The sequence below is a fragment of the Shewanella sp. 8A genome, from assembly GCF_023475945.1.
Lineage (GTDB): Bacteria > Pseudomonadota > Gammaproteobacteria > Enterobacterales > Shewanellaceae > Shewanella > Shewanella xiamenensis.
Map to the genome: position 1 here is coordinate 1 of NZ_JAMDJP010000012.1, position 20,906 is coordinate 20,906.

The 20,906-nt window shown below is 46.9% G+C and carries 16 protein-coding genes; 12 read left to right on the forward strand and 4 right to left on the reverse strand.

Annotated elements, in window-relative coordinates; all coding sequences use genetic code 11:
• Both M0413_RS10940 and M0413_RS10945 read right to left on the reverse strand, forming a co-directional pair.
• A partial coding sequence (locus M0413_RS10940) for a two-component regulator propeller domain-containing protein (RefSeq protein WP_283771950.1) occupies window positions 1-592 on the reverse strand: 592 nt, incomplete at its 3' end.
• Between the two features lie 284 nt (window positions 593-876).
• The gene (locus M0413_RS10945; protein WP_249554130.1) at window positions 877-3,666 is read right to left on the reverse strand and encodes an insulinase family protein; all 2,790 of its coding nucleotides are present in this window, start codon (window positions 3,664-3,666) and stop codon (window positions 877-879) included.
• A gap of 169 nt (window positions 3,667-3,835) precedes the next feature.
• On the opposite strand from M0413_RS10945, the gene sixA reads away from it, so the two are divergent.
• A complete protein-coding gene (sixA, locus tag M0413_RS10950) occupies window positions 3,836-4,306 on the forward strand; it encodes a phosphohistidine phosphatase SixA (RefSeq protein ID WP_249554307.1) in 471 nt (156 codons plus the stop codon).
• Between the two features lie 65 nt (window positions 4,307-4,371).
• Here sixA and smrB read toward each other — a convergent pair whose 3' ends face one another.
• The gene (gene smrB, locus M0413_RS10955; RefSeq protein WP_218738853.1) at window positions 4,372-4,902 is read right to left on the reverse strand and encodes an endonuclease SmrB; all 531 of its coding nucleotides are present in this window, start codon (window positions 4,900-4,902) and stop codon (window positions 4,372-4,374) included.
• Window positions 4,903-4,982: 80 nt separating this feature from the next.
• Here smrB and prmB point away from each other — a divergent pair, with 80 nt between their 5' ends.
• From prmB to M0413_RS10985, 6 genes are all read left to right on the forward strand, one after another.
• Window positions 4,983-5,927 carry a 50S ribosomal protein L3 N(5)-glutamine methyltransferase gene (gene prmB, locus M0413_RS10960; RefSeq protein WP_249554132.1) on the forward strand — a complete coding sequence of 315 codons (945 nt, stop codon included), beginning with the start codon at window positions 4,983-4,985 and terminating at the stop codon, window positions 5,925-5,927.
• Between the two features lie 128 nt (window positions 5,928-6,055).
• Entirely contained in the window at window positions 6,056-7,150 is a 1,095-nt protein-coding gene (gene aroC / locus M0413_RS10965; RefSeq protein ID WP_249554134.1) for a chorismate synthase, read from the forward strand.
• A 69-nt stretch (window positions 7,151-7,219) separates the two neighbouring features.
• Window positions 7,220-8,389, forward strand: coding sequence for an MFS transporter (locus tag M0413_RS10970; RefSeq protein WP_249554136.1), 1,170 nt, complete (start codon window positions 7,220-7,222; stop codon window positions 8,387-8,389).
• Between the two features lie 65 nt (window positions 8,390-8,454).
• Window positions 8,455-9,585: an ATP-NAD kinase family protein gene (locus M0413_RS10975; protein WP_249554138.1), complete on the forward strand. Its 1,131-nt coding sequence runs from the start codon at window positions 8,455-8,457 to the stop codon at window positions 9,583-9,585.
• An 84-nt stretch (window positions 9,586-9,669) separates the two neighbouring features.
• Complete coding sequence (locus M0413_RS10980) at window positions 9,670-9,951, forward strand: YfcL family protein (protein WP_011622202.1); 282 nt, start codon at window positions 9,670-9,672, stop codon at window positions 9,949-9,951.
• Between the two features lie 3 nt (window positions 9,952-9,954).
• Entirely contained in the window at window positions 9,955-10,563 is a 609-nt protein-coding gene (locus M0413_RS10985; protein ID WP_249554140.1) for an RNA methyltransferase, read from the forward strand.
• A gap of 171 nt (window positions 10,564-10,734) precedes the next feature.
• Here M0413_RS10985 and mnmC1 read toward each other — a convergent pair whose 3' ends face one another.
• Window positions 10,735-12,834, reverse strand: coding sequence for an FAD-dependent 5-carboxymethylaminomethyl-2-thiouridine(34) oxidoreductase MnmC1 (gene mnmC1, locus M0413_RS10990; RefSeq protein ID WP_249554141.1), 2,100 nt, complete (start codon window positions 12,832-12,834; stop codon window positions 10,735-10,737).
• Window positions 12,835-12,972: 138 nt separating this feature from the next.
• Between mnmC1 and fabB the strand changes: the two genes are divergently transcribed.
• The 5 genes from fabB to truA all read left to right on the forward strand — a co-directional run bounded on the left by fabB (window position 12,973) and on the right by truA (window position 20,888).
• Window positions 12,973-14,184: a beta-ketoacyl-ACP synthase I gene (gene fabB / locus M0413_RS10995; protein ID WP_037420122.1), complete on the forward strand. Its 1,212-nt coding sequence runs from the start codon at window positions 12,973-12,975 to the stop codon at window positions 14,182-14,184.
• A gap of 150 nt (window positions 14,185-14,334) precedes the next feature.
• Window positions 14,335-15,465, forward strand: coding sequence for a 4-phosphoerythronate dehydrogenase (locus tag M0413_RS11000; RefSeq protein WP_249554142.1), 1,131 nt, complete (start codon window positions 14,335-14,337; stop codon window positions 15,463-15,465).
• 2 nt (window positions 15,466-15,467) lie between these two features.
• Window positions 15,468-16,484, forward strand: coding sequence for an aspartate-semialdehyde dehydrogenase (locus M0413_RS11005; protein WP_249554143.1), 1,017 nt, complete (start codon window positions 15,468-15,470; stop codon window positions 16,482-16,484).
• Between the two features lie 179 nt (window positions 16,485-16,663).
• A complete protein-coding gene (locus M0413_RS11010) occupies window positions 16,664-19,990 on the forward strand; it encodes a FimV/HubP family polar landmark protein (RefSeq protein ID WP_249554144.1) in 3,327 nt (1,108 codons plus the stop codon).
• Window positions 19,991-20,102: 112 nt separating this feature from the next.
• Entirely contained in the window at window positions 20,103-20,888 is a 786-nt protein-coding gene (gene truA, locus M0413_RS11015; RefSeq protein ID WP_037420111.1) for a tRNA pseudouridine(38-40) synthase TruA, read from the forward strand.
• Window positions 20,889-20,906: the final 18 nt, after the last annotated feature.

The window sequence follows — 20,906 nt, forward strand, 5'->3', positions numbered from 1 at the left end:
TAAATGATAAAAGTGTTGTGCCATTATGATTTTTTAGTAAATAACCATTATTTATTTTGATAATCTTTTTTATACTGTCAAATTCATTGTTTGAGATTCTATTAGTTATACTAAGAGTATTTTTATCTATTTCAATTATTTCTTTGTCAGTACCAATGATAATGATGTTTTTTACTTGGGTAAGTGACCACACGGGAATGTTTAAGTTTTTTACTTTTTCAAATTTATCAGTATCTTCATTATAAATATTAAGTCCATTATCTGTTCCAATGAGTAGTCTTTTACCATCAAAAATGATACTTTGAATAAAAGAACTGCTTAATCCTGAACTATCATTTGAATAATATTTTTTAAATTCTTTGCCATCAAATCGATTCAAACCATTTAAAGTGCCAATCCAAACATAGCCATCTTGGTCTTCAGATATTGCTGTGACAGTGCTCTGGGATAAGCCTTCTGCAACGCTAAAGGATTTTGTGTTTAGATTGGTCGGAATTGACGAAGAAGTATGAACCAATTCTTGGCTAATAGCGGGCATACAAAACAAAAAAACATTGATAATAAATAGATACTTTAAGAGTATTTTCGGCATAGTGTTGTTCTTAGTATTGTCCGAGGATGCCATGAAACAATTGTGTTACATCACTTTTCCAGAAATAGAAGCTTTTGTCAAAAGTGAGAATGTAAAAATTCCTTTAAATTGCAGACAGATGGCGTTAGATAGTGTGCAGCATTTGATCTAAGGGGCGGATTGGCCATGTTTTACATTAATTTTTACTACAAAGACCAGAGATACTACTGCACAAATGCATGAATGCAGCGGTTTTGTTTGTTTACAGTAAATGCTGGATTAATGATCTAACAGCTTTTTTTAGGTTAAAAATTGAACTTTTCAGCGTTTTGCTTGAACAGTTTTAGATCGGTAATCATATTGTCAGATTTGAGGGCTGATTGAGATACATGCTCAGAACCGGTACTAAAAAGCACTAAGCGATCACTATGCTTAGTGCGCATTTTTTGCATCATAAACTTGATTAAATCGGGGCGGGTGAGCTTGCTGATTTCAGCCACAACCAGTTCCCGTTGATTGAACTGATAATCTCGATTACCGACACTCACCCAATAACGTTGGCCACGAGTTTTAAGATTGGCATCATGTTCCATTACCTGGTTGATGAGTCCTTGTTTTGTGCTTTCCCATTCTTCATTCGTTATTTGCATAACAGCATAGTTAAAGTCCGCGATAAACTCGTCGATTGCTTCCAGTAAATGCAATGGACCTGTTGTGGGTGATTGAATATAGAAAATGAGCCCAGGATGGCGATTCAGCGGAAGGTAACCTGTGCCAACCATGTAGCCTAATTGTTTTTCAGTGCGCAGTTCATGGAAGAAGGTTGAAGACATCGCGTGATTGAGTAAGCTAAACAGTGCCATTTTTTCTGGCGTTGCCCTTGCTGATTGGTAATAGACGATAATGGCGCTGTCTTGATGATCTATCGCCAGTTCTCTTAAAAGGGTGCCTTGTCCGGTTAAATTAATTAATTCACGGGTGGATTCTGCGCTAGGGCTAGAGACCAGAGACAAGATATGCTCCAGACGTTTGCCGAGTGCCTGAGCCTCTGAGACTAACCAATCGCCGTAAATTAATCCTTCTAGATAAATTTTTTCGTAAAATGCCCTTACATGGTTATGTAGATCATTCAAGGTTATATTTTCAAGTGCTTGGGCCATTCTGGCTGGTTCGTAACTGCGCTTCTGTAATGTTGCTGTCAGGCTGGTAAACAGTTGTGAAATCGGTTTAGCTTGAGCCAAATTTTGCCAACTACGTAACAGCTGAGACTTGATTAAGGCAAACCGTTCTTCGGTAAAATTACGTTCTCTTGCTTTATGGATAAGCAAAGCTAACAGTGTCTCTTGATTACCGGTAAAACCGGATAAATGTAGCGTTATACCCCCTTGGTGTGGATAGATGTTGTAGCTTAATCCTGCGACTTCAGCTTGATAAGTAGGCTCGGTTAGATAATCGAGTAACATCTCGACATACAAGCGGGTGAGAGCGGCATGTTTGGGGGTTTTACTTGCTTGCTCAGAGTCGAGTGATAAATACATATGCCCTTTAGGGACATTAAATTCATCGTCTTTTTTATGCCAAATCCGGTATCCCGTGGATTCCGCAACGATAACAGGGACTGCGACTTCGCTTTTATCGGGACGAGCAATAGAATCAGCCACAATGAAGGGATTCGCTGTGGGTAACTGGAGTTCTGGACGAATCTGAGTGACTTGCCAACGGGCGAGGGACTGAGGCTTTATCGGCAAAATTTGGTATGGCGTGTGATACCAGTTAGCTTTACGGTCGTTCTTAACGGACTGTGCAATAAGTTGCAACCGCATATTTTGCGGTGTCATTAGTGCCAATAACTCGAGTGTTTCGGGCACGTCTAAACCATCCATACGATAATCACCAAAGAGCAGATCTTCCACTTCATAGTGGTGCATATTGATGCTTAAGTGGCTGGCCAAATCGAGGGATTTAACGTGTTCTTGATAGCGAAATGCCATTTTTAGCAGATTTGCTCGCTCCAAATAGCGCCAGTCTTCAAGGCCTTGAGTTTTGATTAACTCAATATACTCAAAACAGCTGCAAACAATGTCTTCAATATTGCTCATGCCTTTATCTGTGAGCTGCAGGCCAATGCAATAGTCCTTGAAGTTATAGCCATTGACACCGCCACCTGCCGATAAATTATTCACTAAACCTTGTTCTTTAAGATACGACAACAGGCTGCCTTTACTCTCATTACCGAGAATATGGCTAATGTAGGTGAGTGGTTTACGTTTGTAGTAGTGGTCGATGCCTGGGAAATTAAAGCTGATGCTTAAACGTTTTTGTTCCTTTAATGGGACAATATTGATTTGCTTAAGCAGTTCATTTTGTGAAAACAGCGGAACATCAGGATACTGTTTGACTAAGTTTAAGTTACGGATCTCGCTGAAATATTGTATTGCAAGTGCTTGCAACGCATCTAACGACATAGGTGCAACTAAACACAGTGTCATTAAATTAGCACTGTAGTGAGTTTGATAAAACGCCAATAACTCGCTTCTAACCTGTGCCTGCGTTCCTCCTAAAGTAACTAAGTTTCCCACGGAGAACTTTGAGAATGGATGCTGTTGATTGACGGTTTCTTTTAGCACTTGATAGCTGCGGCGGATATCATCTTTCAGCTTTAAACTAAATTCAGATTCAATGGCTTGGCGTTCTCTATCTACCAATTCCAAGTCAAATTTCGGCGCGATAAAGAATTGGCTAAATCTGTCTAAGGAGTCGGCGAAAACATCAGCATTGATAGTAAAAAAGAAATTGGTATGCTCGGTGCCTGTCCAAGCATTATTGCTGCCACCATGCTGATTGATAAATGAGTGGTATTCGCCTGAGTCGGGGAATTTTTCGGTGCCTAAAAAGAGCATATGCTCTAAAAAATGCGCCATACCGGGTCTATCTACAGGATCATCAAAATGTCCCACTGCGACCGCCATGGAGGCGGCGGCTTGGCTAGCGTCCAAATCTTCCACCAATAATACCCGCAGCGCATTATCTAACACGAGATAACGGTACTGGCGATGATCGTTTGGACTTTTGTAAATAGACTGAGAGGCTTGCAAAGAGACACTCCGATGACGATGGCTTGTTATATATTGATAGTCTTAATGGTTTTTGGCAAATATCTCCTGTGCTTATCGACTAAAGATTAACTCTTGCAAGGTTTGTCGAAATCCATTTTAGGGCTACAATTGGGATAAAACAAAAACAAGTATGGGTAACGAGAGACGTATGCAGCTATTTTTGATGCGACATGGTGATGCTGGATTTAATGCTCAGTCGGATAGGGATAGAACGTTAACCGATGTTGGAAGACACCATACAGTGTTAATGAGCAACTGGTTAGCCCGAAGCGTCAGCGATTTTGATCTTGTTTTGGTTAGTCCTTACTTGCGGGCTCAGCAAACGTGGCAAGAATTGAGTCAGCATTTCCCCGAACCACGCAAATGGCTGGTCGTGGATGATTTAGTGCCTTCAGGCGATCCCGCCAATGTGGCCGCCTTAATTGTTGCCTATGCCGAGTTGTATAAGGCCGATAAAGTGCTGGTGATTTCCCATATGCCGCTCTTAGGCTATTTGGTTAGTGAGTTAGTCGCAGGTGTTGAGCCGCCCTTATTTGCCACCTCAGGAATTACTCTGATAGATAAACATGCCGAGCAGGCCTGCATTGTTTGGCAGCATGCGCCCCACAGCATTAGTTAATTTCTTCGATAAAACAAAGGGCTCACATCAGTGGGCCCTTTGTTTTTAGAGGATTAATTCGTCCATTAACGTCGATGCGGCTGGTCGCCAATATCGATAAGTACTAGCAGCGCCGCATCGCCACCCCATTCTTTGGGGGCCTGATGAAAGGCTTTTACCATAGGATGTTGCACCAACCACATAGGCACCTGCTGTTTTAGTATGCCAGTGCCGTAACCGTGCATCACACAACAACATTGGCTTTGCTGTTTTACGCAGGCTTGGATCAGCGCCGCGAGTTCGAGTTTAGCCTCGGATTGGCGGTAACCGTGTAAGTCCAGCAATAAATCCGGTTGGTAATCACCTCGTCTTAAGCGTTTAAGCTCGAGACTGTCGACACCCTCGTCGAGCCAACGCATTGGCCCCTGAACGGGCAGCAGAGGTTGATAAGTATCTGAGAAATAACTATTAGCATGCAACTGCTGCTCTTTTAGTTCAATTTCTTGTTTGGTTTTTAGGGGCGTGCGAAAATGCCGCTTATCTTGGTCGATAGGTTTTATCCCCTCGATCAGCGCCGAAAACATCGCCATGCCTTCTTTATCATCGTCTTTATTCATGGCGGGTATTCTATTGAATCCTATGGTTTCTGAACAGAGTTCAGTTACAATGTTTACGAACACACAAGCGGGAGAGCGTTTTGGATAAGATCTTTGTAGATGAAGCTGTGACAGAGTTACGCACCATTGGTGATATGTTGCGTTGGGCGGTGAGCCGCTTTAATGATGCTAATGTGTACTATGGCCACGGGACGGATAACGCGTGGGATGAGGCGATTGCCTTAGTGTTCCATGCGCTGCACTTGCCTGAAGAAATCGGCCAACAGGTGATTTTAAGTAACTTAACCAGCAGCGAAAAACACAAAATCGTTGAGCTGATCATTCGCCGCGTACGTGAACGTTTGCCAGTGCCATATTTAACCAATAAAGCGCGCTTTGCAGGGCTTGAATTCTATGTGGATGAGCGCGTATTGGTGCCACGTTCACCTATCGCCGAGATGATTGCCAATCGCTTTGGTCCTTGGTTATATGGCAAACCCGTTAATCGTATTTTAGATTTATGCACTGGCAGTGGCTGTATTGCGATTGCCTGTGCCTACGAATTTGATGAAGCAGAGGTCGATGCGCTCGATATCAGTGAAGATGCCCTCGATGTAGCGCAAATCAACGTCGAAACCTTAGGGGTGATGGACAGAGTGTTCCCGATGCAATCGGATCTGTTTTCAGCCATTCCTGAAGGTCCACAATACGATTTGATTGTTTCTAATCCGCCCTATGTGGATGAAGAAGATATCGACGATATGCCAGATGAATATCACCATGAGCCAGCCATTGGGTTAGCTTCAGGTCGTGATGGCCTTGACTTAACCAAACGCATTTTAGCGAATGCGGCTCAATACCTGACACCAACGGGCATTTTAGTGGTTGAAGTGGGTAACTCTATGGTGCATCTGATGGAGCAATTCCCTGAAGTACCTTTCACTTGGGTTAACTTTGAACACGGCGGCGACGGTGTGTTTGTCCTGACTCGTGATCAATTGATCGAACATCAATCGCTTTTTGCCATTTATCGCGACGCGCAATAATCACAATAAGCACATAAATTAGGTTGAGTCTTTTCCCGCTGCCAGTTAGGCTTGCAGCGGGAAAAAGAATTGTCCAGCCATTGCTGGGCGCGGAGCGAGAAGCAAATCATTTAAGGTGTAAAAAGCGGATGTCTGGAAACAGTATTGGTCAAAATTTTGTGGTGACTACCTTTGGTGAAAGTCACGGTGTGGCGCTCGGTTGTATTATTGATGGTTGCCCACCAGGGCTCGAACTCACCGAAGCCGATATGCAGCATGATTTAGACCGCCGTCGTCCTGGCACATCCCGTTATACCACCGCGCGTCGTGAGCCTGATGAAGTACGGATCTTATCCGGTGTGTTTGAGGGCAAAACCACGGGCACCTCCATTGGGCTTTTGATCGAAAACACCGATCAGCGCAGCCAAGATTATTCCAATATCAAAGATTTATTCCGTCCAGGACATGCCGATTACACCTATCAGCAAAAGTATGGCCTGCGTGATTACCGTGGTGGCGGCCGTTCATCGGCACGCGAAACCGCTATGCGGGTTGCTGCAGGCGCTGTGGCGAAAAAGTATTTAAAGCAAGTGCATGGGATTAATATCCAAGGCTATATGTCGCAACTTGGACCGATTAGTGCCGAGACCCTCGATTTTAGTCAAATCGAGCAGAACGCCTTTTTCTTCCCCGATGCGACTAAGCTCGAGGCGCTGGATGAGTATATGCGCGAGCTGAAAAAATCCGGTGATTCCATTGGCGCCAAAATCTCTGTGGTAGCGACTGGCGTTCCCGTTGGACTGGGCGAACCTGTGTTCGACAGGCTCGATGCCGATATCGCCCATGCCTTAATGGGCATAAACGCGGTAAAAGGCGTTGAAATCGGCGATGGTTTTGGCGTTGTCACGCAAAAGGGCTCGGAAGGGCGCGATTTAATGTCGCCACTGGGTTTTGAATCAAATCATGCCGGTGGCATACTCGGTGGCATCTCATCGGGTCAGCCTATTGTTGCCCATATTGCATTAAAACCGACCTCGAGTATCAGTGTGCCGGGCCAAAGCATGACGGCCCAAGGTGAAATGGCGGAAGTGGTGACTAAAGGTCGTCACGACCCCTGTGTCGGGATCCGCGCGGTACCGATCGCCGAAGCTATGCTGGCGATTGTGTTGATGGATCATCTGTTAAGACACAGAGCTCAAAATCAGGATGTTCGCAGTCATACACCGATCCTCGGCATGAGATAGGTGCGATGAATGAGACAGTCTGCATGGAATAAAGATGCATAGCGGCTGTGTAATAAATGGAATGCGTTAATGTTTACAATCTCTAGCACAAGCCAGCAATTACGCTGGTTATGTGCTTGCTATTTTTTCTTCTTTTCAATTCTCGGTACTATGATCCCCTACCTTGGGGTCTTCTTTGAAAACCGAGGATTTAATCCTCAAGAAATCGGTTTTTTACTCGCGATTTTAATGGCGACCCGTATCGTGGCCCCCAATGTGTGGGCGAAGGTGGCCGATCGCACTGGCATGCGTTCCGAATTAATTAAGATGGGCGCGGGCGCGGCGATGCTGGCGTATTTAAGCTTTTTCTACCACGGTGGTTTTGTGTATATGGCACTCAGTCTTGCGCTGTATACCTTCTTCTGGAACGCGATTTTGGCGCAGCTTGAGGTGATCACCCTCGAAACCTTAGGTGAAAATGCCAGCCGCTATGGACAAATCCGCAGCTTTGGCAGCATTGGCTATATCTGCTTAGTCGTCGGCGCCGGTTTTGCCATTGGTCAATGGGGCACCGAGGTGTTGCCCTATATTGGTTTAGTTTTGTTTACGGGGATGCTGGTGTGTGCCTTGCCATTGCCAGCCAATCGGGCTGTGCGCCCACAAGGACAAGAGCGCCAGCCACTTAAATGGACTAAACCCATTCTGTGGTTCATGGTGTCGGCGATGTTATTACAGATGAGCGCAGGGCCTTTTTATGGTTTCTTTGTGCTTTATCTTAAGCAGGCGGGTTACACCGAAGCGGCCGCAGGGGTCTTTGTTGCCTTAGGGGCAATGGCCGAAATCGTGATGTTTATGTTTGCGCCTCGCTTGCTTGGACGTTATGGCGTCAATACCTTGCTTGTTGTCAGTATCGCCATGACCGCCGTGCGCTGGTTGCTGGTCGCCTTTGGTGTTGAGAGCATGTTGTTACTGGGTTTAAGCCAAGTGCTGCATGCGTTCACCTTCGGCTTGACCCATGCGGCCTCGATTCAATTTGTGCATCGAAATTTTGATGCCAGTCATCGCAGCCAAGGGCAAGCCCTGTATGCCAGCTTAAGCTTTGGGGTTGGCGGCGCGCTCGGCACTTGGATTTGCGGGTATATCTGGAGTGATGGTAGCGGCGCTGTATGGTCTTGGGTATTTGCGGCGGCCTGTGCCTTTGCGGCCATGTTAGCGGTGTTTTTTATCCCTAAGGATAGGGCGCAAGCGGTTGCGGTATAAGCTAACTCTTTATTGTATAAAATAACTCATTGTAAAAACTAGAATAATGAACAAGAGAGGTTAAGGTGATCCGGTTTCGTTTAGGCTTAGTCATCAATCCACTGGCGGGTTTAGGTGGCAGTGTGGGTCTTAAGGGCAGCGATGGCGTGGCCGAGCAGGCACTCGCCTTAGGTGCCGAGCCCAAGGCGATAAAGCGTATGATGCAAGCCTTAGAAGTGATTGTCCCTTTTGCCAAAGATATCGAAATCATTACCGCCTCAGGTGTGATGGGGGAGGATGCCGCCAACGCCTTAGGCTTTAACACCCGTGTGGTATATCAAACTCCGGATAAAACTCAAGCTATAGACACGCAAGCCGTTGTGCGTTCCTTGCTTGATGAACCGTTAGATTTATTACTGTTTGCGGGGGGGGATGGCACGGCGCGTGATGTGTATAGCGTGTTTGAGCAAGCCGTTATCGACGATAAATTACCCGTGCTTGGTGTTCCTGCTGGAGTAAAAATCCATTCGGGCGTTTACGGCATCACCCCCCATGCTGCGGGTATGGTGGTCAAAATGTTGCTCGAGGGTGAGTTAGTCAGCCTGATGAGTGCCGATGTGATGGATATCGATGAAGTAGCCTTTCGCCAAGGCACGGTGCGCGCTAAACGTTTTGGTGAGCTATTAGTGCCCGCTGAACCCCGTTATGTGCAAGCGGTCAAAATGGGCGGAAAAGAGGTCGATGAGCTCGTGCTTGCCGACATTGCCGCCGATGTTATCCAGCAGATGGAAGACGAGCTGTACATTATGGGCTCTGGTAGTACGGTCGCCTTTGTAATGGAAGAGCTTGGGCTCGATAACACCCTGTTGGGGGTTGATCTTATTCAAGATAAAGCCTTAGTAGCGAGCGATTTAACCGCCAAGCAGTTGCTCGACTTTACTCAAGATAAGCCGGCAAAACTGGTTATTACCTTGATTGGCGGGCAGGGGCATATTCTCGGTCGTGGCAATCAACAGTTGTCGCCAGAGCTGATCCGCCGCCTCGGTAAGGACAATATTATTATCCTCGCCACAAAAACTAAGCTAAAAGCACTTGAAGGACGCCCCTTAATTGTGGATAGTGGCGACCCTCAATTAGATCGTGAGCTTTGTGGCTATTACAAAGTGACGACGGGTTACCATGATTATGTGATGTATCAGGTGGCCAACCCCGACTAATCAGATTTATTCTCCTCGGAGATTGCAAGCACCGAGGGGCCAGCGGCCATTTGGGCGAAATACGTTATTGGAGAGTTTGACCCGATGTTAGAGCAGTATGAAGAAGCACTAGAACAGTGGATTGAGTCTGTAGTGAGCCATGGTGATGACGACGCCTTATTTGCCTGCGGTTATCTGCAAGGCCATGTGGCGGTGGTGTTATCGCAACTCGAAGACGAAGGCGAGAGCACTTTAGAAGCCTTACTTGAAAAAATGACCGACTGTTTAGCCCTCGCGCGCCAAGAATTAAATGATGCCGATTTTGCATTAGTGGAAGCGGCTTGGACACAATTACATGGCAAGATTGTTAGTCATTTAGCGGCCTAATTAATGAGTATATCCACGACGACTTCGGTTGATGCCATGGCTGAATCTGAGGGGCCGCAAGCGGTTTATATCGGTCTAGTCAATCCGAAAACCCCGACGAACGTAGGCGGCATTATGCGCGCTTCGGGTTGTTATGGTGTCGATGCGGTGTTCTACACGGGCAAACGCTATGAATATGCCGCCCGTGGGCCGCAGCAATATAACGCCGATACGCAGAGCGCCGCCGAGCGCATTCCGTTAACTGGGGTGGCCTCCTTACTCGATGCGCTCCCCTCTGACACTAAGCTGGTGTGCGTGGATTTAGTCCTAGGGGCGACACCCTTACCTGAGTTTGTGCATCCCGAGAAAGCCTTTTATGTGTTTGGCCCTGAGGATGGCACTATTGGCCAAGAGATTATCGATAGAGCCGATGCCGTGGTGTATGTGCCGACTGTAGGCTGTATGAATCTGGCAGCGTCGGTCAATGTGCTGCTGTACGATAGATTAGCGAAAGCCCATCGTGAGCAAGTATCAGCTCAAACCGAGTTCGATGGTGATGCCTTGATCCGCACAAGTCGCGACAACAATAATCGCACTCGTGTTAAAACGACTAAGCAGGGTACTTCGCTCTAGGGTTAACGCTTAATAGTTAATGCTCAGTCTAAATACAAAAAGGATTAAGCACTGCTTAATCCTTTTTTGTTTTGGGCTGCCAATCACTGGTGCGATTAGATGCAAGCCTGATTAGCATTCAATGATAAGCCTTTGTTTTAATCAACTAGTTTTCACTCAGGCCGCACTTTACTAAAGTGCTTTACCCTTTAGTAATTTGCGTAACCACATCCGATTTGGGTTGAGTTTATTTAAGGTTGGCCAATCCAGTGGCAGCGGCTCACCGGTTAATTGTGCCGCCAAGCATTCGGCCGCCAAGGGGCCGGAGCTTAATCCCCGCGATCCTAAACCGCCCAGAATATAAAGGCCATTGAGGATCGGAGCCGGGGTCGTTTGCCAATAATGCTTGCTTTGTTCGGCCTGCTGCTGATTGAGTTGATGCTGTTCATAGCGCGCCAATATTTCAGCCACATCGGGCGCGCAGCCCATCATCGGGAAATGATCCCGCGTTACCATGCGCACGCCAACTCGGGCGCTATTGCCGCTGATGTCGATATCGTCAACCCAGGCTTGATTGGGGTAGCTTTCTTGCATTTTCCCCAGGTTTTCCCGTTGCTCCTGCGGGCAAAAATCGAGGTGATCTGCCGCTTTTACATAACTGGCGCCAAGACAATGCAACCCTTGATGACTCGGCGTGAGGTAACCATTCGCGCATAACACGGTCGCCAATTGGCTCAGTTTAAATTGGGCGGGGACGTGGCTCACTTGGCCGCGAAACGGACTTATCTGTAACCGCTCGCTGGCCGAAAACTGTGTCAGCTGCGCGCCATTGGCGAGCACGAGTTGGCTGTATGGTCCAAAACGTTGGCCTTGACTGTGGAGATACCAAGCCTTTGCATCACACTCGATTTCGGTGATCTCGGTATTGAAATGGCATTGCACATTGGCAAGCTGCGAGGCTTTATCTACCGCGGCTTTGGCGTATTCAAATGGGCATACCCAGCCCCCAAGGGGATAGAAAAATCCAGCCTTATCAATACCTATTCGGGCAATCTCGTTGGCTTCATTCACATCAACGGCGTAGGCGATTTCCACTGGCCAGTCTTGGCTTTGGATGATTTTATCCAGCCGTTGTTGACTGCGCTCATCATGACCTGTTTGCAGCACGCCACAAAAATCATGGGAAATTGGCGTCACACCAGATGTTCCGTTCGTGCCCATCGTTGATGCAAGACTCAGCGCCTCGATTCGGCGGCGACTGAATAGAAACGCCTGTTGGAAAAAACGGCTAAGTTCATCATTTTCTGGCGTGAGTAGGGGATAGATCGCCCCTTGGCGATTACCAGACGCGCCTTGGCCTAACTCATTATCCTTACAAAACAATATGCTACTTTGGCCTCGTTCGGCGAGTGATAGCATCAGATGTGCTGACGCGAGTCCGCCGCCTATGATGGCAATTGGCTGCTCTTTAGTGGCGAGTGCCGAAGGTTTTGGGGTAAATGCCTGAACGGTATCGGCTTGCTGACGCAGCAATTTACGCTCATGGATCAGAATATTGTCGCTGATAATCTGGCTTCGCAGTGAGTCGCAGACATTTTCATTCAGAGCGTCTTGTCTGACGTCAAGCGTGCTAAAGCCGCTGCTGTGGGCAAGGTGCAGTGCTGTTTCATTAAGATTAAGCCCAATCAGTAGGGCATCATCCGCACTCAAGCGCGCCATTTGCCAGAGCTGCTTACCATTTAGCTGCGCAGATAAATGCGGTAAAACCAGCCATTGCTGAATGGGATGAGAAGTACTGTGGGGGAGTTGGCTGAGTGCTGTGTTCAGATCGCCAAAATGCAAATCGACTGTGATTAGACCGTCATCAAAAATTAATCTCTGGCACCCTATAATGCGCGCAGGCTTTGCCTTAAGTATGGCATTGGCAATGGGTTGTAAATGAGGCTTGGAAATTAAACTTTGCGATTGATCCCAAAGTAATTTAAGTTCGTAATCGTTAATGGGATTGGGCTCAAACACTTTGACTAACAGACGCGTTTTGCCTTGAGGTTGAGTATGCGTTTGCCAGTGATGCAGTAAAGAGAGTAGCTCGAGTCCATCGCCTAATCCCCATTGCCCCATGACGTGCAAGCCCTGAATGAGCTGAGTTGATTGCGTCGGTAAGCGAGAGAGTTGAAGGAGAGTAAAATTGTCCAGAGACTTTGCAGTAGTCAATGCGCATGGGGGATAAAGGTTGATTAGTTGCGGGTAATCACGCTTAAATTGGTAAGATTTTTGGGGCTTAGCAGTCAAAGAAATATACTCTCGGTCTCATATTAGGCATTATTTTACCCGCCTTTATGGAAAGCTGACCACTTAATTGAAGCAAAACAGATACTATTGGCTCAGCAAAAAGTAGGTACTGACATGTACACAATGGATAGCAATAAAATGAAAAGAGTCGTGATCACCGGAATGGGTGTTGTTTCAAGTATCGGTAATAACAAGCAAGAAGTGACTGAGTCACTTAAAGCGGGCCGTAGTGGTATTACACATTCCGCTCAGTTTGAAGAAATGCAACTACGCAGTCATGTATGGGGCAATATCAAATTAGATCCTTCAGAGCTGATTGACCGTAAAGCGCTGCGTTTTATGGGTGATGCTGCGGCATATGCTTACATTGCAATGCAAGAAGCCATTAAGGATGCTCAGTTAACTGAAGAGCAATATTCAGATCCTCGCGTAGGGTTGATTGTGGGTACAGGCGGTGCTTCGTCTTCTAACCAAGTGCAAGCGGCTGATATTCTACGCGAAAAAGGCGTAAAACGCGTGGGTCCTTATATCGTGCCACGCATTATGTCGAGCACGGCCAGCGCTTGTTTAGCGACACCCTTCAAAATTAAAGGTATGAACTACTCAATCAGTTCAGCCTGTGCGACCAGTGCTCACTGTATCGGTCACGCCGTTGAACTTATCCAAATGGGTAAGCAAGATATGGTGTTTGCGGGCGGTTCGGAAGAAGTGGATTGGACTCTGACCATGGGCTTCGATGCGATGGGCGCGCTATCGACTAAATACAATGCCACTCCAGAAAAAGCCTCTCGCACCTATGATGCTGACCGTGATGGTTTCGTTATCTCTGGTGGTGGCGGTATCTTAATCGTTGAAGAGTTAGAGCACGCTCTGGCTCGTGGTGCGAAGATTTATGCTGAAGTGATTGGTTATGGTGCATCATCAGACGGTTACGATATGGTGGCTCCGTCTGGCGAAGGTGCGGTGCGTTGTATGCAAATGGCACTGGCCGATGTGGACACACCAATTGACTATATCAACACCCACGGTACATCTACTCCAGTAGGTGACGTGCGTGAATTAGAAGCACTACGTGAAGTCTTTAAAGACAAGTGTCCACCAATTGCATCGACTAAGTCTATGACTGGCCATGCATTAGGCGCCGCAGGTGTACATGAAGCGATTTACAGCTTGATCATGATGGAAAACAGCTTTATTGCCCCAAGCATCAACATCGATAACTTAGATGAAGCTGCGAAGGACATGCCAATCGTGCGTGAATACCGCGATGCAGAGCTAAACACTGTCATGAGCAACAGCTTTGGTTTTGGTGGCACTAACGCAACGTTAGTGATGCGCAAATATAAGTAAACTATTATTTTAGTTAAAAAAGGAAGCTTCGGCTTCCTTTTTTATTGGCTAAAATTGGGCAATGCGACTCAGGGATTGGGTTTATGATCAGAGTCTTGCTAGAATCCTTGGCTACTCACTCTCTAGCCCATTTTTATCAGAAAGGTCCCCATGAAGATTGTTGTCGATGAAAATATGCCCTATGTCGAACCCTTATTTGGGGCGTTAGGCGAGATAATTCCAGTCAATGGCCGCACGCTAACGCCTGAGCAGGTGCAAGATGCCGATGTGCTGCTGGTGCGCTCGGTCACCCGAGTCAATGCCGCACTGTTAGATGCCAATCCAAAACTTAAGTTTGTCGGCAGCGCCACCATAGGGACTGATCATGTGGATCTGGCCTACCTTGCTGGGCGTGGCATTCCCTTTTCGAATGCACCCGGCTGTAATGCGACCGCTGTCGGGGAGTTTGCCTTTATTGCGATGTTAGAACTGGCGGCGCGGTTTAACTCGCCGCTCAAGGGTAAAGTTGTGGGGATTATCGGTGCGGGCAATACTGGCAGCGCGACGGCCAAATGCCTCGAAGCCTACGGTATTAAGGTATTACTCAATGACCCTATCAAAGCGGCCGAAGGCGATCCCCGTCATTTTGTGAGTCTTGAGACCCTATTACATGAAGCGGATATCATCAGCCTACATGTGCCCATCACTCGCTCTGGCGAGCATAAGACACTGCATTTATTCGATGAAGCGCGCCTGATGAGTCTTAAACTTAATACGTGGTTGGTGAACTGTTGCCGCGGTGATGTAATTGATAATCAAGCCTTAATTAAGGTTAAGCAGCAAAGGGATGATCTTAAATTGGTGCTCGATGTTTGGGAAGGGGAGCCAAATCCCATGCCTGAGCTAGTGCCTTTTACTGAGTTTGCCACGCCGCATATCGCCGGTTACAGCTTAGAAGGTAAGGCTCGTGGCACTTTTATGCTGTACCAAAAATTGTGTGAGTTGTTAGCCATTCCGGCCACTAAACGCATATCCGAGCTATTGCCTCCATTTCATTTTAAGGCGGTTGAACTCGAACAAGTCCCCGATGAAAAAGCTCTATTACAGCTCGCAAGATTCGTCTACGACCTGCGTGATGACGATGCCGTATTCCGAAATGGCTTTGCAAGGTCGAATGGCTTCGACACTATGAGAAAAAATCACAAACATCGACGCGAATTTAGTGCATTGGCGCTGGCTTATCACGGCCAATCTGAGGTAGATTGGTTGTCCAATTTAGGTTTTTCAGGAGTCGGTCGGTAATTATGTCGCAGGAATTTAATGTTGTCGTTTTAGGTGCATCGGGTGCAGTGGGTCAAACAATGATTGAGATCCTCGAAGAGCGTAACTTCCCGGTTGCGAACTTATATCCTTTAGCCAGTAGCCGTAGCGCCGGTGAAACGGTCAGCTTCCATGGCAAACAAGTTACCATTTTGGACGTCGAAACCTTTGATTGGAGCCAAGCGCAGTTAGGCTTCTTCTCTGCCGGTGGTGATGTCTCGGCCAAGTGGGCGCCTATCGCTGCTGAAGCGGGTTGTGTGGTGATCGATAACACCTCTCACTTCCGCTACGACATTGATATTCCATTGGTTGTGCCTGAGGTTAACCCCCATGCGATTGCCGATTTCCGCAACCGTAATATCATTGCGAACCCGAACTGCTCGACCATCCAAATGCTGGTGGCTCTAAAACCGATTTACGACACTTATGGCATCAGTCGTATTAACGTCGCGACTTATCAATCGGTCTCTGGTACGGGTAAAAAAGCGATTGAAGAACTGGCAAAACAATGCACCAAGTTGCTACAAGGCTTGCCTGCTGACGCTGACGTTTATCCAAAGCAAATCGCGTTTAACGTATTGCCGCAAATTGATAAATTTATGGACAACGGCTACACCAAAGAAGAAATGAAAATGGTCTGGGAAACCCAGAAGATTTTTGGTGACGATGACATTCTCGTTAACGCGACTGCTGTGCGCGTGCCGGTATTCTATGGCCATTCTGAAGCGGTTCACATCGAAACTCGACAACCTGCCGATGCAGAAGATATTAAAGCTTTACTGCGCGATGCCGAAGGAGTGGTATTGTTCGAATCCGATGACGAATATCCAACGGCTGTGACCCATGCAGCGGGTACCGATCCGGTTTATGTGGGTCGTGTGCGTAAGGATATTTCCCATTCTCACGGTATTAACCTTTGGGTGGTGTCGGACAATATCCGTAAAGGCGCAGCCTTAAACAGTGTGCAAATTGCCGAGATTTTAGTGAGAGACTATTACTAACTCTTAAGTAGCAATTGATGCCCAATGAAAAAGCCTGCTGCCAGCAGGCTTTTTTTGTTTTACAATTGTGAACAGTAGCAGGGCTGGGATTTCTAGTTTATAGTAATCTCAATAAATACAATTGCCTAAAGCCTGTTATCAGCGAGATAACTTAAATAGCGCTTCAAAGGGAAGGATTGATGAAATTTCGCACTTCGTATCTTGTGGGCCTGATGGCCACCGTTTTAGCTGTTTTTTCCACGACCTCTTTTATTGATCCTGCGATAGCTGCCGATACTCCCAAAATAAAACCTTTAAAAATCATGGGACCAGATGGACAAATCCGTCAGGTCAATCATCAATATGGGCCAACGACCGCTAAAGATACTTTCTGGAGTATTGCGCAAAAAGTCCGTCCCGATGCCAGTGTCAGTGTTTATCAAGTCATGGCTGCAGTATTTGATGCCAACCCCCATGCGTTTAACTCCGACAGTTACAATAGCCTCGAACGTGGCATGATTTTGCTGATCCCTTCGAAAGAAGTGATGTTATCCATTCCCAATAGTGTAGCGATTGCCCGCGCCGAACGCAGCGATAAGCAAGTCCGTAATACCGCCAAAGCGGCGACTAAACCAGTATCTAAACCGACTGTTGTCACTCCTGTAGTTGAAAATAAACCTAAGGTAGAGCCTCAACCTAAAGTCGATGTTAAACCCGAAGCGGCTAAGACCGAAGTTGCTAAAACGGATGCCGTTGCGACGCCACCCGCTGCGCCGAAAATGGTGAGTTCCGATGTGAATACTCGCCTTGAGACCGCGGAGAGCAAAAATTTATCCTTAACTGATGAGTTAGCCAGAGCACAAGATCAGCTCGCCGTGAGAAATGCCGATGTTGAAGCCCTTAAAGCCAAAATTGAGGATTTAAACCAACAAATTGCAGTATTAGAGGAAACCTTACAGGCGAGTAAAAAGCAAAATCTTGCACTGAAGGCCGAGGTGGAAGCTGCTCAAGCCCCATCAGATGCCGATGCGCAGCCGCAAACGCCTACTGAGCCTGAAGATCTATGGCGAAACTTGATAAATAATCCGCTGTTATTGGTTGCAGCAGCGGTGGTCCCTGCATTGTTACTACTGCTGCTTGTGTTCTGGATGCTTCGTCGTAAGCGTAATAAAGAACGCCGTGAGTTAGCAGCCCAGCAGGTAGCCATGGCGACAGGTGCTGCTGGTGTGGCAACGGGAGCATCAGTGCTGGCGATGGATGATGATGATCTTGACGACATGGCAGTGCATTTAGACACTGACCATGCCGATTCCATCGATAGCTTATTAGATGTCGGTAGCGTGAGTTTACAACCAGAGCATGAAATGACCGATGGCCATGAGCAGATGGACATCGCTTCTGAAATGTTTATTGACCCAGGTGTTAACACTGCGGCAGAACCACAATTTGAAGAGGACGAAGGCCAATCCTTAGATGATCTCTGGGCTGAGGCCATGGGCGACCAAGAGGAAGCCTTTGCGGAAGAAAAACCCAAATCAGGTAATATTCTCGAAGAAGAGGATCTTGATGCATTATTGGCTGGGCTTGGCTCCGAAGAGCCTGATGCGCCATCTACTAATGAAAACCTTGATGAATTAGCGGGATTTGATATTCCAGCTGACCCAGAGGTGGTTGATGCGGCAGAGTTAGATACCGATCAAGATTTAGCCGCATCGCTTGCTGCGGAATTAGATAATGAACTTGAAAATATAGCGTTAACTGAAACGGCTGAAGATGATATTGATGCCTTGCTCGCCGGGTTTAATCAATCTGAAATGAACGATTCAGTATCTGAGCCAGTGGCTGAGGACGACCTCGATGCATTATTAGCGGATTATGGTAAGGAAAACACCGCTACAGCATCCGATCTAAGCGATGAAATTGCTGCTGAATTAGATAATGAGTTAGCAGAGCTAGGGGTTGCACAAACCGACGATATTGATGCGTTACTGGCCGATTTTGATAAACCAGCTGCGCCAGAGCCTGACTTAAGCGATGAAATCGCCGCAGAATTAGATACTGAACTTAATGATATCGGTGTCATTGAATCCGACGATATTGATTCTCTGCTCGCAGGTTTGGATGCACCAACCGCGCATGATCCTGCGCTTGCAGCAGCCATTGCTGCCGAATTGGAAGAGGAATTAAACACCGACCTGCCAGTCAATGATGATCTTGACCAGTTGCTCGCAGGTTTTGAGGCCCAAGATTCGGCGGAACAACAAACGTCTAGCGATGAATCCGACATCCCTCACGATATGCTGGCAGCAGAGCTCGAAACGGCATTACCTGAAGAGTTATCGTCTGCAGAGGATGATCTCGAATCTCTTCTCGCCGAATTTGATGTGCCAGAGCAGGCTGAAGCCGACGCGGATGAGTTTAATTTCGACCTCGAAACCACCTACCCTGAGACAGATGATAAGCTCGAGGATGAAGGCTTACTCAAGGGCATCGGTGCTGCCCATGCGATTGATGGTACGGATGATACCTTTGAGCTTAGCGATACGATTGCGAAGAGCCCAGATGATAATCCAAATGAAACCGCAATTGAGCCAACATTTACCGGTTTCGATGCTGATAATCAAGCGGATGATACGGTACTCGCCACAGCAGCTTTAACGGCTGCGACAGCTGCCGCCGCGGCAAAAGTTAAAGAGAAAGAGGCTTCTTTCTTTAACGACTTAAAAGCTAACAAGAGTAAAGATCCCCACGTACTGGATTGGGACACTGAGCTTAACTTTGCGCCTACGTCTAGCGCACAAACTGACAGTCCTAAATCCGAACCTGTTGCACCCGTGGATCCTATCGCTGTCGATCCGCAGGCGGTTTCCCCGCGTCAACCTCTGGAATTTGTTTTAGACGAACCGATTGATAAGGTCGAGCCTACATTCGAGCTTATCACTGACAAAGATGATGATATTGTTGATGAGGATGTCGCTCATGAGTTTGCCTTTAGAGCGGACTTAGATACTGATGACGATATCGATTTAAGTGACGACAATGTGCTTGCTGCTTTTAGTGCCAATACCGAAGTTGAAGATGATGAGGTATTAACACCAGAAGATAGCTTTGCCCTCGATGATGAGCATACTCTCACGGTCGATGAAGCATTAGCAGCGCTAGATGCGCAGGAGTCACGTCAGTCGAAGAAGTTTGTACCTGAGCATGATTTGACTAATTTCCAAAACGAACATGGCTATATCGATATTGAAAAACTGCTTAACGACGCCGAGCAGGATAACACAGAGACAGATCTCTATCCTGAAATGGATGTGGAGATGAGTGATGTGGGTGCCCTGATTGGTGATGCAGCCATGATTGATGTGGACGATGAAGAGAACTCTGTTAACGCTAAGCTCGATTTGGCCCGTGCCTATATCGAAATCGATGACAGTGACAGCGCCAAAGCGCTACTCCGTGAAGTTCAAATTGATGGTAATGAGCGTCAACAGGACGAAGCGGCTCGTTTACTTAAAGAGATCGGCTAAGTTTGAACTGGCATTAAGCTTTAATGTTAACGATCAACGGCGCTCACAGCGCCGTTTTTTTTACGGGCTGCTGTGATAAAATGCGCCGCTAAATTAATTGTGAGGATGTGTGATGCGGATTGCATTAGGTATTGAATATGACGGCAGTGGCTATTTTGGTTGGCAGCGTCAGGCCGAAGTCGATTCAGTACAAGGGCAATTAGAACAAGCCTTGTCTAAGGTGGCAAACGAGCCCATTAGCTTGTTTTGTGCAGGAAGAACCGATGCTGGTGTTCATGCAACGGGGCAGGTAGTGCATTTTGATACCAACGCCGTACGTAACGAAGGTGCCTGGACCTTAGGTGTTAATGCCAATTTACCCGATAATATTGCCGTACGCTGGGTAAAAGAGGTAGATGAGAGCTTCCATGCCCGCTTTTCGGCCACGGCTAGACGTTACCGCTATGTGATTTACAATCATAATCTTCGCCCAGGGATCCTACGCCACGGCGTCAGCCATTATCATGGTGATATCGACGTTGATAAAATGCATATTGCGGCGCAGGCGCTGCTCGGCGAGCAGGATTTTACCAGTTTTCGTGCTATTCAATGTCAATCTAAAACCCCGTTTCGCAATGTGCACAGCGTTAAAGTGACGCGTCAGGGCATGTATGTGATCGTCGATATATCTGCCAACGCCTTTTTGCACCATATGGTGCGTAATATTGTCGGTTCGCTGCTGGAGATTGGGCTTGGCAACCAGCCATTGACCTGGATGGCGGATCTGTTGTCACTAAAAGATAGAAATCAAGCCGCGGCAACGGCTAAACCGAACGGACTTTATCTTGTGGATGTGACATATCCGGAGCAATATCAATTGCCAAAGTTAGCGCTTGGGCCATTGTTTATGTTGGATTAATGGCTTTTATAGTGGCAG